We start from the raw sequence: 12,930 nt of genomic DNA on the forward strand, positions 1-12,930 counted from the left end.
TTTACTGGCGCTTAATTGTCGCCTTTGAGTAATGTCGCGGCCGGTGGTGCGACGGGGACGTCCACTGGCGTTTCGGGGAGATGACCTTCAATTTGATGTGCAGGAACGTGGGCATAGTCCTGCCGTACCCAACGAAGAAAACCGCCAACCTTCACCAACAGAATGGCGAGGAAGGGAAGTGCGGTCAGAACCACCGTGGTCTTCATGGTTTCCAGGGACGCGCCGGTGAACAAAATCGATAATGGGATCAGGGTGATGACCACGCACCAGAACAGACGTAAGCTACGTTGCGGATCTTCCCCTTCCTGCAGGTTACGCGTGCTGGTGGCCGCCATGGTGTAGGCGACGGCATCCATATGCGAGGCGAGAAAAATAATCATGATCGCCAGATACGCCACCAGGAACAGTTTCCCGGCAGGCAACGACATCAACACTTGCTGTACGGCTGTTTCGCCGCCTAACGTGGCCATAACCTGCGGTACGTCGATCACACCGTTCACAAATTGGTGAATGGAGTAGCTTTCCATCACGCCAAAGAAGAACCAGCAGCCAACGGTACTACCCAGGATTAACGCCCAGATAACCTCTTTGATTTTGCGACCACGGGATACGCGAGTGACAAACATTGCCACGCCAGGGGTGTAGGAGATCCACCACAGCCAATAGAACACCGTCCAGTTGCGGGTGAACTCACCGTTGCCGAGCGGGTCGGTGAACAGACTCATCTGCAAAAAGTTTTGTGTCGTCAGACCGATGGCGTTAATGATGTTGTTGGTGATGAACTCGGTCGGGCCGACAATCAGCACCAGCAGCGGCAGTAAAAACGCCCCCCAGCCGACCATTTTGCTCAGACGTTGCAAGCCGTTGTTGATGCCAATCCAGGAGCTCAGACAGAAAATGCCGCCAGAGAACAGGATAACAAACGCCTGTACGGTGAAGTTATCCGGTAAACCTGTGAGAGCCGATAAACCACGGGTAAAGGTGGCGGCGGTGACAACCAGAGAGATGGTTAACGCGCCAACTGTGGCGATCAGGAACATCAAATCAACCAGCCGGCCCCAGACGCCCTGCGGATGCACGCCGGTGATAGCGGCGATTATTCCGGACAGGCTCAGCCCTTTGTTTTTCCGCACATGAAAGTGGTAGGCCATGGTTAATGAAGCCAGCGTATAGGTCGCCCAGGCGCTGATTCCCCAATGGAAAAAAGAGTAGGGTAAGCTGTATTCCAGCGCTTTTTGCGAGTGCGGAGCGATATTCAGACCCGGGGTCTGGTAATAATAGGCCCACTCAGCAACGCCCCAGTAGAGCGTGGAGGAACCTAGTCCGGCACAAATAAACATAAACAGCCAGGACAGCGTGCTGTATTCCGCTTTTCCTTCTCCCAGACGAATGTTGCCGTATTTGCTGGTGGCCAGCCAGACGACCAGACCCATCGCCATCAGAACGAGGATCTGCACGGCGGAACCCAGCATCCGGGTAACGCCGTTAAAAAGGGTATTTGCGACTTGTGCAGACTGCTGAGGGAAGAGACTAAGTGTGGCGGCGATGAAAAGAATAGCCACCAGACTGATGGCTATCAGCGGCATGTCTTTTTTCTTAACGTTGCTCAACATGGGATCTCCTGGGCACAGTTGCCCGCGTATGGCATTAGCCTGTCGTTGTTATCATGCTGTAGGGAATCAGTGATTTTGTATTTAACAATTTTATTATTTGTTCTTTACATGAATTAAACAATTGCTCGATGCGTGAAGCAATAAAACACGGAACGGAAATAATAAAAGGTGAATTGGCGCAGGTTATTGGTGCCATAAAAAGCATAAAAAAGCCGCGTCAGTGACGCGGCTCATATTCCGTGGTTTGACCTCTAACGCAATGCCCGAGAGATGGCCTCGCTAACCTGTTGGGTGGTGGCATTGCCTTTCATATCGGGTGTTTTCGGGCCGCTGGCAATAACCTGCTCAATTGCCGCCAGAATACCGTCGTGGGCGGCTTTATAGTTAGCATCACCGTTGCCAAGGAAGTCGAGCATCATGGCGCCAGCCCAGATAGTCGCTATAGGGTTGGCGAGGTTCTTGCCGTAGATATCGGGGGCCGAACCGTGTACTGGCTCGAACAGAGACGGGAAGGTGCGTTCCGGGTTTAAGTTGGCTGAAGGCGCAATGCCAATCGTTCCGGTACAGGCTGGACCGAGATCGGAGAGGATGTCGCCAAACAGGTTGGAGGCAACCACCACGTCAAAACGCTCCGGCTGCATCACAAAGCGGGCGCAGAGTATATCAATATGCTGTTTATCCCAACGGATCTCGGGATAGTGAGCCGCCATTGCTTCTACACGCTCGTCCCAGTACGGCATGCTGATGGCCAGGCCGTTGGATTTGGTCGCCGAGGTCAGGGTTTTGCGCGGGCGGTTTTGCGCCAGCTCGAAAGCGTAACGCAAAATTCGATCCACACCGCGACGGGTGAAGACCGACTCCTGGATAACCACTTCGTGTTCTGTACCTTCGCTTACGCGTCCGCCGAGTGAAGAGTATTCTCCCTCGGTGTTCTCGCGCACCACATAGAAATCGATGTCGCCAGGCTGCTTACCTGCCAGTGGGCAAGGTACGCCTGGAAACAGGCGTACCGGGCGCAGGTTGACATACTGGTCGAATTCGCGGCGAAACTTAAGCAGCGAGCCCCATAATGAGATGTGGTCCGGTACGGTTTCCGGCCAGCCAACGGCACCAAAATAGATAGCATCGAAGGATTGTAACTGCTCGTGCCAGTCATCCGGCATCATCTTTCCGTGATGGGCGTAGTACTCGCAGCTGGCCCATTCCATTTGCTCAAAGCTGAGTGACAACCCCCAACGCTCGGCGGCTGCCTGCAACACCTGAATGCCTTCAGGCAGGACTTCTTTACCAATGCCATCTCCGGGGATAGCGGCAATACGACAGGTTTTCTTCATAGCAGCTCTCACTTGTACGCCATCAAAATTGACTTTCCCCGTATCCTATAATTGACTGATTAATAGTTAATCCCCCTAACTGGTGAAACATAAAACACAGATCATGAATAATCTGCCGCTGCTAAATGATTTACGCGTCTTTATGCTGGTTGCACGTCGTGCGGGATTTGCCGCCGTTGCCGAAGAGCTGGGCGTATCTCCGGCTTTTATCAGTAAGCGCGTTGCCCTGTTGGAGCAAACGCTGAACGTGGTGCTGTTGCACCGAACAACGCGGCGCGTAACCATCACGGAAGAGGGGGAGCGGATCTACGAATGGGCACAGCGGATCCTGCAGGATGTCGATCAGATGATGGACGAGCTGTCCGATGCCAGGCAGATCCCGCAGGGGATGCTACGAATTATCAGTAGCTTTGGTTTTGGCCGCCGGGTGGTCGCTCCGGCGCTGTCTGCGTTGGCAAAAGAGTACCCGCAGTTAGAACTGAGGTTCGATGTTGAAGACCGTCTGGTAGATATGGTCAATGAGGGCGTCGATCTCGATATTCGTATCGGGGATGATATCGCGCCGAACCTGATTGCCCGCAAGCTGGCGACTAACTATCGTATTCTGTGCGCCTCGCCGGAATTTGTGGCGCGGCATGGAGTGCCGAAACAACTGAACGATCTTTCTACTTTCCCCTGCCTGGTTATTAAAGAACGCGACCATCCGTTTGGTATCTGGCAAATGCGTAATAAAGAGGGCGCACACTCAATAAAGGTTACGGGGCCGCTGTCGTCTAACCATGGCGAAGTGGTACATCAATGGTGTCTGGATGGGCAGGGAATTGCTTTGCGTTCGTGGTGGGACGTTTGCGACAACATTGCCAGCGGACATCTGGTGCATATATTGCCTGAGTATTATCAACCCGCCAATATATGGGCGGTTTATGTCTCCCGGCTGGCGACGTCGGCAAAAATCCGTATTACGGTTGAGTATTTACGCCGCTATTTTACCGAAAACTACCCAAAGTTTACTTTGGAATAAATGCTCGATAGGTTAGTCAGAGACAGAAAATAAAAAAGGCAGAATAATCTGCCTTTTTCGTAACCATGATTTAGCGACAAAAGAGCTTATTTAGACTCTTCCGCTTCAGGTAATGTCACGTTAAGTTCGAGGATCGAAATATCGCCGTCTTTTTGTTCAAGTTGTACTGTGACCATTTCGGGATCAATTTGTACATACTTGCAGATAACGTCGAGAATATCCTTGCGCAGCTGCGGTAAATAATGTGGCTCGGCGTCACTACGACGACGTTCCGCAACAATAATCTGCAGTCGCTCTTTAGCGATGTTCGCTGTGCTCTTTTTCCGCGAGAGAAAAAAATCCAGTAATGCCATAACTTATCCTCCGAACAGGCGTTTGAGGAAACCTTTCTTCTCTTCTTCAATGAAGCGGAAAGGACGTTCTTCTCCCAACAGACGGTCTACGGTATCAGCATAGGCTTTACCGGCATCAGCATTGATGTCGAGAATAACCGGCTCACCCTGGTTAGACGCGCGCAGGACTGACTGATCTTCAGGAATCACGCCAACCAGCTTGATTCGCAGAATTTCCAGTACGTCTTCCATGCTCAGCATGTCACCTTTATTTACGCGGCCAGGGTTGTAGCGCGTCAGCAACAAATGCTCTTTAATTGGATCTTCACCGTTTTCCGCGCGACGAGATTTCGACGCCAGAATACCCAGAATACGGTCAGAGTCACGTACAGAGGAGACTTCCGGGTTGGTGGTAATAATCGCTTCATCGGCAAAATACAGGGCCATCAGCGCACCAGTTTCAATACCCGCCGGAGAGTCGCAGACGATGAAGTCGAATTCCATCGTTTTCAGGTCGTCCAGAACTTTCGCGACGCCTTCACGCGTCAGCGCGTCTTTATCGCGAGTTTGTGAGGCCGGAAGAATAAAGAGATTTTCGGTACGCTTATCTTTGATTAGCGCCTGATTTAACGACGCATCGCCCTGAATAACGTTGACGAAGTCGTAAACGACGCGGCGTTCACAACCCATAATCAGATCGAGATTACGCAGGCCGATATCAAAATCAATAACGACAGTTTTCTTTCCCTTCTGGGCCAAACCTGTAGCGATGGCCGCGCTGGAGGTGGTTTTGCCAACGCCCCCTTTACCCGAAGTAACAACAATAATGCGTGCCATAGAAATTCCTTGTTAAAAAGGGATCAATTCAACGGTTGAACTGTCAAAGCGTTCTCTGCTAATTGCAGACGTGCCGCTTTGCCATAAAATTCTGCTGGGATTTTATCACTCAGCCAATAAACACCTGCGATAGACACCAGTTCTGCCGTCAGATGGGTACAAAAAATTTGCGCTTCCCGGTCACCGCTTGCGCCTGCCAACGCACGGCCTCTCATCATTCCATAAACATGAATATTGCCATCAGCGATAAGCTCTGCACCTGCACTGACGTGGCTTGTAACAATCAGATCACATTGTGGTGCATAAATGCGCTGACCGGAACGAACCGGCACATTTATTAATCGTGTTTTTGTGATGGGAGTAACGTTTTGTGGCGGAGCGACGGGAGCCGGGGCCTCAACGGGCGCAGGACGAATAGCTTTTTCTTTACCTTCAGTCAGTAAAGGAAGACCCATTTCGTCGATTTCTGCCTTGAGTCTGGCATCTTTGCATCCGCTAACGCCGATAATGCGCAATCCGGTAGACGCGACAACCTTCTGCAGCGCTGACCAGTTTACCGGGCTTTCAAGACCACTCACGTTAACCACTACGGGAGCATGTTTTAAAAAAGCAGGTGCCTGCGCGATTTTGTCTTCCAACGCCTGACGAATAACCTCGGGTTCTGCTTCATGTAAATGAACCACTGATAAGGTGAAGCTACTGCCTTTAAGCTCGATTGGCGTGTTTGACATCCTGGCCTTACTCAATTTGCTATTTATCATCCCCAGCGCGGGGTGATATTCCGAAGACTATAAGGCATGTTATAGTCAGTATTATATTGAGGCAAGCCACCATTCCGTGAATTCAGAGTAAAAGATATGTTTTGTGTGATCTACCGAAGCAGTAAACGTGACCAGACCTATTTATATGTCGAAAAAAAAGACGATTTCTCGCGAGTTCCTGAAGAACTGATGAAAGGATTTGGTCAGCCGACGCTGGCAATGATGTTGCCGCTTGATGGCCGTAAAAAGCTGGTTAATGCCGATCTGGAAAAAGTAAAACAGGCACTCACCGAGCAGGGCTATTATTTACAAATACCACCGCCGCCAGAAGATTTACTTAAACAGCATCTGGCCGCGACGAAACAAAATACACCAGACGATAAACGTTAAACTGCATCCGGCAGCAGCACGCCCCATCGATGCAGTACCTGAAATTGATAACTACGTTAGGGGAAAGTAATGTATCAACATCATAACTGGCATGGTGCTCTGCTGGATTATCCGGTGAGTAAGGTGGTTTGCGTAGGGAGTAACTATGCTAATCATATTAAAGAGATGGGCGGAAGTACCCCGGAAGAGCCGGTGCTGTTTATTAAACCGGAAACCGCGCTGTGCGATTTACGCCAGCCGCTGGTGATCCCATCTGATATGGGTTCGGTTCACCATGAAGTTGAGCTGGCTGTACTAATTGGCGCGACCCTACGTCAGGCGACGGAAGAACATGTGCGCAAAGCCATCGCGGGCTATGGCGTCGCGTTGGATCTGACCCTGCGTGATATTCAGGGCAAAATGAAGAAGGCGGGGCAGCCGTGGGAAAAAGCGAAGGGCTTTGATAACTCTTGCCCGCTGTCAGGGTTTATTCCGGTAGCGGAATTTAATGGTGATCCTCAGGATACGATGCTCGGGTTAACGGTTAACGGTGAGCAGCGCCAGCACGGCACCACGGCGGATATGATCCATCACATCGTTCCTTTGATTGCCTACATGAGTCGTTTCTTTACCCTCAAAGCGGGCGATGTTGTGTTGACGGGGACGCCAGCGGGCGTTGGGCCGTTAAACAGCGGTGATGAGCTGGCTATCAGTTTTCATGGTCAAACGCTGACGACACGCGTGCTGTAATCTCTTCTTGCCGCCTTTTCGGGCGGCAAAACTTGCATCAGCGTGCCAGACTGGTTATAAGGTGCAGCTTTATTGCAATAGCGGATACCCTGATGAGCGACATACCTTTCTGGCAAAGTAAAACCCTGGATGAAATGACCGATGCCGAGTGGGAGTCATTATGTGACGGGTGTGGTCAATGCTGCCTGCATAAGCTGATGGATGAAGACACCGACGAAATCTATTTTACTAACGTCGCGTGTAAGCAGCTCAATATCAAAACCTGTCAGTGCCGTAATTACGAACGCCGATTCGAGTACGAGCCTGACTGTATCAAACTGACGCGCGATAATCTGCCTACCTTTGAATGGCTGCCGATGACCTGCGCGTATCGTCTGCTAGCGGAAGGTAAAGGGCTGCCGGAGTGGCATCCACTGCTGACGGGATCAAAAGCGGCGATGCACGGTGAACGTATTTCAGTACGTCATATTGCAGTGAAAGAATCGGAAGTGCGTGACTGGCAGGATCATATTTTGAACAAACCTTCATGGGCGGACTAAGCCGCCCATCGATTAGCAGGCGTTAAGGCTTAAGACTTTTTCGCCTGATACATCTCATCGCCATGGTTGTCATCTTCAACCCAGAAATTGATGTTGAATTGGGCGTCGTCGCTTAATTCAACGCGATGCCAGTACTGCGGCGGACTGGTCGCAAACTGACCGGCATTAATCACAACTTTTACTTCAGGCTCTTTTGCGTCTTCATTGGCAAAGCCGTAATACGTTACCGTACCTTCCATCACGCAAAGCTGGCCAAAAACGCCTGCTGCAGTGTTATGGTGAGAAAGAAGTGCTGCCGGGACGTTGTCTTTCGTGAAGAAGGGAGTAGAGCGTTTAACTTTCCAGTTTGCCGGGATGCGTAAATGGGACATAAGACATCTCCTTGGTGTGGCATCTATAAGATGCATTTAATATACATCTTATAGATGCCAGCAGGCAATGAATTTAAGGCAAAAAAAACGCTCCCGAAGGAGCGTCTCTGTTAGCGACCGAAGAGGTCACGTTTTTTCGGTTTGAACGGCTGTGCTATCACTACCAGCACGGCGACCACCAGGTAGGCGGCGAAGATCCCCAACAGCCACTGCGGCATTTCCAGGGTTAAAAAAGACCACTGGCGCTCAGCACAGTCACCGGACGCTAAAAACACCTGCGGCAGCCATTTGTCCAGCGGCAGCCAGCTTGGGAAGCGTGCGGCAAAATCACAGGTCATAAACGGGGATGGGTGCAGCTGAATCATGGTGTGCTCATACGCTAACTGAAGTCCGCGCCAGGCACTGTAAATCCAGATTATCATCGCCACATAGCGCAGCGGTGTTTTTGGTGCGATAGCACCCACCAGCCCTGCACCCATCACGCCAAATAATGCGCTACGTTCGTAAATACACAACACGCAAGGTTTTAGCAGCATGACGTGCTGGAACCACAGCGCGACGAGCTCCAGCGCAAAGGCGGTTAACGCCAACAATAACCATGCTCCACGACCTCGGGAGCACTGGTTTAAAAATCGCAACATAATCATTTCCCTGCAACATGCGTAGAGACCGCAGTTTAAACCAATTCACTTTATGCGCCACTAGCGGGAATTGAAAATTTGCGTAATCGGATATTTATCATGCAAAAAGTCAAACCGGGCAGTGATTTGCCCGGTTAATTGTTATGAAAGTGTAGCTAACCAGCCCGTTTGGGTCATCCACTCGGTCACCGGAACTAGCGTGAACTCGACGCAAAGCAGGCCGACGAGCGTCAGGACGAGAGTATAAGGCAGAGCCATCCACACCATGCGACCATAAGAGAGGCGAATCAACGGTGCCAGTGCAGAGGTCAGCAGGAACAGGAATGCAGCCTGGCCGTTTGGCGTGGCCACCGAAGGCAGGTTGGTCCCGGTATTGATCGCCACCGCCAACAGCTCAAATTGGTTAAGGCTGATGGTCCCATGTTCCATCGCGGCTTTGGCTTCATTGATATAAATCGTACCAACAAAAACGTTATCAGAGATCGAAGACAGCAGGCCGTTGAAGAGATAAAACAGCGTCAGTTGTGCATGTTCAGACGACTGCAACACAAACTGAATAATCGGTGAAAAGAGCTGTTGATCGATAATCACCGCGACAATAGAGAAGAACACGGTCAGCAGCGCGGTGAAGGGTAGCGACTCGGTAAAGGCTTTACCTATCGCATGTTCGTCGGTGACACCGGTCAACGAGGTTGCCAGAATGATGACCGACAAACCGATTAATCCGACTTCTGCCAGATGCAGGGCCAAAGCAACGACCAGCCAGACGCCAATAATCGCCTGGACAATCAGTTTGATTTTGTCCTGGCGGGTACGTTGTTGGCGGCTCTGATCGTCAAACTGTTGCAGGACATCACGGACGGTCTCCGGCAGCGTTTCGCCATAGCCAAACCAGCGCAATTTCTCGACCAGTACACAGGTTAACAGGCCGCAAATCAGTACCGGGACGGTAACTGGCGACATGCGCAGGAAGAAGTCGCCAAAATGCCAGCCAGCCGCTTTGGCAATAATCAGGTTTTGTGGCTCGCCCACCATGGTCATCACGCCGCCTAACGCCGTACCGACACCCGCGTGCATCATCAGGCTACGCAGAAAACCGCGGAACTGCTCAAGTACGACTTTATTGTGCTGATCGATATGGCTGTCATCAAGCATGTTGTTGTCTTCCGCGCGAGAAGAAGCAACGCGATGGTAGATACCATAAAACCCGACCGCAACGCTGATTACCACGGCAACGACGGTCAACGCATCGAGGAACGCAGAGAGGAAAGCGGCTGCAACACAAAAAGACAGTGACAGCAGCGTCTTGGAGCGAATAGTGAGCAGCAGACGCGTGAAAATAAACAGTAATAACTGCTTCATAAAGTAGATGCCTGCCACCATAAACATCAGCAGCAATAACACCTCAAGATTTGCGGCAACCTCTTCACGCACATGCGTGGCGCTGGTCATGCCAATAATGACAGCTTCGATAGCCAACAGCCCGCCTGGCAGCAGTGGGTAGCATTTTAACGCCATCGCCAGCGTGAAAATGAACTCGGCCACCAGCAACCAGCCGGCGATAAAAGGGTTGATGAAAAAAATAATCGGGTTAACGACTAAGAAGACAAGCAGTGCAAGTTTGTACCAGTCTGGTGATTGACCTAAAAAATTGCGCCACATAGCGCGGCCCCATGATAGCTCCATGGTGATTTCCCTACCTTTAAAAATGAAATCATGTTTTTATGTTTGACCGCAAAGCTTAGCGGGAGGAGGGAGTACAGGCAAGCTATTCACGAGACTGGCAATGTTGGCTGTGCTGTAGCGTTATTTGGAAAATGAAGCCTTGATCCACTTTTTCTTCATTGCGTCAGCTATCAGCTAAGATACCCATCTGGTATGATGTGTGTAACTATGTTTTGCTGTGTAATGGAATTTTTACTATGGTCATTAAGGCGCAAAGCCCGGCTGGGTTCGCGGAAGAGTACATCATTGAAAGTATCTGGAATAACCGCTTCCCACCTGGCACTATTTTGCCCGCTGAACGTGAACTCTCCGAACTTATTGGGGTGACACGTACCACGCTACGCGAAGTATTGCAGCGGTTGGCGCGAGATGGCTGGTTGACCATTCAACACGGCAAACCGACGAAGGTGAATAACTTCTGGGAAACTTCCGGGCTGAATATTCTTGAAACGCTGGCGCGTCTCGATCACGAGAGTGTCCCGCAGTTGATTGATAATCTGCTGTCCGTGCGTACCAATATTTCGACGATCTTTGTTCGCACTGCGTTTCGCCAGCATCCTGATAAAGCACAGGAGGTTCTTGCGACGGCAAATCAGGTGGCCGACCACGCTGACGCATTTGCCGATCTGGACTATAACATTTTCCGCGGCCTGGCATTTGCCTCCGGCAATCCGATTTACGGTTTGATCCTCAACGGTATGAAAGGATTATATACCCGCATTGGTCGTCATTATTTTGCCAATCCGGAAGCGCGCGCGCTGGCGCTGAGCTTCTACCGTAAACTGTCAGAACTCTGCGAGCAGGGCGCTCATGAGCAGGTGTATGAAACGGTGCGTCGATATGGTCACGACAGTGGCGAAATTTGGCATCGCATGCAAAAGAGCCTGCCGGGCGATTTGGCGATTCAGGGCCGTTAATTGCTCAAAGCCGGATGGCGACGCCAAAGCGTCTTATCCGGCCTACAATGTGTGCACTTCGTAGGCCGGTTTAGGTGTTTACACCGCCTCCGGTAATAAGATTTACAGACCGTTCATCCTTGGCGGGCAACGCTCCAACAGCTCCACGCTGCCATCTTCATTCTGTTGCTCCAGCATCACGTCAAAACCCCAAAGCCGGTGTACGTGCTTGAGCACTTCTTTGCGTCCTTTATCCAGCGGTGCGCGATTATGCGGAATATAGCGTAAGGTGAGCGAACGGTCGCCACGCAGATCGACATTCCAGATTTGAATATTCGGCTCCAGGTTGCTGAGGTTGTATTGCGACGACAACCTGTTGCGGATCTCACGATATCCTTCCTCGTTATGAATCGCAGAAATCTCCAGATAGTTGTGACGATCGTCATCCAGCACGGTGAACAGACGGAAATCACGCATCACCTTCGGTGACAGGAACTGGCTGATAAAGCTCTCATCTTTGAAATCGCGCATCGCGAAATGCAGGGTTTCCAGCCAGTCGGAACCCGCTATGTCCGGGAACCAGTATTTGTCCTCCTCGGTCGGCGACTGACAAATACGTTTGATATCCTGGAACATGGCAAATCCCAGGGCATAAGGGTTTATCCCGCTATACCACGGGCTGTTGTAGGGCGGCTGAAATACCACATTGGTATGGCTATGCAGAAACTCCAGCATAAACCGTTCGGTGACTTTACCTTCATCATAAAGGTGGTTCAGGATGGTGTAATGCCAGAAAGTGGCCCAGCCCTCGTTCATCACCTGCGTCTGTTTCTGCGGATAAAAATACTGGCTGACCTTGCGTACAATGCGCAACACTTCGCGTTGCCAGGACTCCAGCAGCGGGGCGTTCTTCTCCATGAAGTACAGCAGGTTCTCCTGTGGCTCAGAGGGATAACGCCGGGCTTCCGCCACGGTTTTCTCTTCCTCTTTCTTCGGCAGCGTGCGCCACAACATATTCACCTGGCTTTGCAGATACTCTTCACGGCTTTTCTGACGGGCTTTCTCTTCCTGTAGGGAGATTTTTTGCGGGCGTTTGTAACGGTCAACGCCGTAGTTCATCAGCGCATGGCAGGAGTCGAGCAGCTTTTCGACTTCATCCACGCCGTAACGCTCTTCACACTGGGTAATATAGTTTCGCGCGAAGATCAGGTAATCGACAATGGAACTGGCATCCGTCCAGCTTCGGAACAGGTAGTTGTTTTTGAAAAAGGAGTTGTGTCCGTAGCAGGCATGCGCCATCACCAGCGCCTGCATAGTGATGGTGTTCTCCTCCATCAGATACGCGATACACGGATTGGAGTTGATAACAATCTCATAGGCCAGCCCCTGCTGACCATGTTTATACAAGCGCTCGGTTTCAATAAACTTTTTACCAAACGACCAGTGAGGATAGTTGATCGGCATCCCGACGCTGGAATAAGCATCCATCATCTGTTCGGAGGTGATCACCTCGATTTGGTGCGGGTAGGTATCCAGTCTGTAGAGTTTCGCCACGCGGTCTATCTCTGTCAGATAGACATCCAGCAGATCAAACGTCCAGTCGGGTCCATCGCTTAACCGTGTGCTGTCCTTGTTCATGGAATCAATCGTAGCCATTCGCGCACCCTCATTGTTGGCGGCACTCTCTGTCTGGAGTACCTCATGTCAAGCATAGATCATGGTGTTAAAAAACGTGCTGCGG

The 12,930-nt window shown here is 51.0% G+C and carries 14 protein-coding genes; 5 read left to right on the forward strand and 9 right to left on the reverse strand.

Annotation, left to right across the window (positions count from 1 at the left end):
* Positions 1–11 precede the first annotated feature (11 nt).
* Entirely contained in the window at positions 12–1,613 is a 1,602-nt protein-coding gene (locus SK38_RS04205) for a BCCT family transporter (protein WP_048216200.1), read from the reverse strand.
* Between the two features lie 251 nt (positions 1,614–1,864).
* Entirely contained in the window at positions 1,865–2,947 is a 1,083-nt protein-coding gene (locus SK38_RS04210) for a tartrate dehydrogenase (protein ID WP_048235222.1), read from the reverse strand.
* A gap of 103 nt (positions 2,948–3,050) precedes the next feature.
* On the opposite strand from SK38_RS04210, the gene SK38_RS04215 reads away from it, so the two are divergent.
* A complete protein-coding gene (locus SK38_RS04215; RefSeq protein WP_048235223.1) occupies positions 3,051–3,968 on the forward strand; it encodes a LysR family transcriptional regulator in 918 nt (305 codons plus the stop codon).
* A gap of 86 nt (positions 3,969–4,054) precedes the next feature.
* Here SK38_RS04215 and minE read toward each other — a convergent pair whose 3' ends face one another.
* From minE to minC, 3 genes are read right to left on the reverse strand one after another with little or no spacing between them, the layout of a single operon-like run.
* The gene (gene minE, locus SK38_RS04220) at positions 4,055–4,321 is read right to left on the reverse strand and encodes a cell division topological specificity factor MinE (RefSeq protein WP_003833739.1); all 267 of its coding nucleotides are present in this window, start codon (positions 4,319–4,321) and stop codon (positions 4,055–4,057) included.
* Between the two features lie 3 nt (positions 4,322–4,324).
* The gene (minD, locus tag SK38_RS04225) at positions 4,325–5,137 is read right to left on the reverse strand and encodes a septum site-determining protein MinD (protein ID WP_003020956.1); all 813 of its coding nucleotides are present in this window, start codon (positions 5,135–5,137) and stop codon (positions 4,325–4,327) included.
* Between the two features lie 23 nt (positions 5,138–5,160).
* Positions 5,161–5,868, reverse strand: a complete 708-nt coding sequence (gene minC, locus SK38_RS04230; protein ID WP_003833736.1) for a septum site-determining protein MinC — start codon at positions 5,866–5,868, stop codon at positions 5,161–5,163.
* A 126-nt stretch (positions 5,869–5,994) separates the two neighbouring features.
* On the opposite strand from minC, the gene SK38_RS04235 reads away from it, so the two are divergent.
* The 3 genes from SK38_RS04235 (at position 5,995) to SK38_RS04245 (ending at position 7,556) form a co-directional block, all read left to right on the forward strand.
* The gene (locus SK38_RS04235) at positions 5,995–6,288 is read left to right on the forward strand and encodes a YcgL domain-containing protein (RefSeq protein ID WP_003833735.1); all 294 of its coding nucleotides are present in this window, start codon (positions 5,995–5,997) and stop codon (positions 6,286–6,288) included.
* Between the two features lie 69 nt (positions 6,289–6,357).
* A complete protein-coding gene (locus SK38_RS04240) occupies positions 6,358–7,017 on the forward strand; it encodes a fumarylacetoacetate hydrolase family protein (protein WP_048235224.1) in 660 nt (219 codons plus the stop codon).
* A 92-nt stretch (positions 7,018–7,109) separates the two neighbouring features.
* Entirely contained in the window at positions 7,110–7,556 is a 447-nt protein-coding gene (locus SK38_RS04245; RefSeq protein WP_003020944.1) for a YcgN family cysteine cluster protein, read from the forward strand.
* 29 nt (positions 7,557–7,585) lie between these two features.
* Here SK38_RS04245 and SK38_RS04250 read toward each other — a convergent pair whose 3' ends face one another.
* The 3 genes from SK38_RS04250 to nhaB all read right to left on the reverse strand — a co-directional run bounded on the left by SK38_RS04250 (position 7,586) and on the right by nhaB (position 10,254).
* Positions 7,586–7,927 (reverse strand): TehB family protein, encoded by a 342-nt coding sequence (locus tag SK38_RS04250; RefSeq protein ID WP_003020940.1) that lies wholly within the window; start codon positions 7,925–7,927, stop codon positions 7,586–7,588.
* Between the two features lie 110 nt (positions 7,928–8,037).
* Entirely contained in the window at positions 8,038–8,568 is a 531-nt protein-coding gene (gene dsbB / locus SK38_RS04255) for a disulfide bond formation protein DsbB (RefSeq protein ID WP_003844060.1), read from the reverse strand.
* 141 nt (positions 8,569–8,709) lie between these two features.
* A complete protein-coding gene (gene nhaB, locus SK38_RS04260; RefSeq protein ID WP_008785014.1) occupies positions 8,710–10,254 on the reverse strand; it encodes a Na(+)/H(+) antiporter NhaB in 1,545 nt (514 codons plus the stop codon).
* Positions 10,255–10,490: 236 nt separating this feature from the next.
* Between nhaB and fadR the strand changes: the two genes are divergently transcribed.
* The gene (gene fadR / locus SK38_RS04265; protein WP_003833559.1) at positions 10,491–11,210 is read left to right on the forward strand and encodes a fatty acid metabolism transcriptional regulator FadR; all 720 of its coding nucleotides are present in this window, start codon (positions 10,491–10,493) and stop codon (positions 11,208–11,210) included.
* A 102-nt stretch (positions 11,211–11,312) separates the two neighbouring features.
* Here the strand turns inward: fadR and SK38_RS04270 are convergent, their stop codons facing one another.
* A complete protein-coding gene (locus SK38_RS04270; protein WP_048235225.1) occupies positions 11,313–12,845 on the reverse strand; it encodes a SpoVR family protein in 1,533 nt (510 codons plus the stop codon).
* Between the last annotated feature and the right edge of the window lie 85 nt (positions 12,846–12,930).

Source organism: Citrobacter sp. MGH110 (assembly GCF_001037515.1).
GTDB lineage: Bacteria > Pseudomonadota > Gammaproteobacteria > Enterobacterales > Enterobacteriaceae > Citrobacter > Citrobacter portucalensis.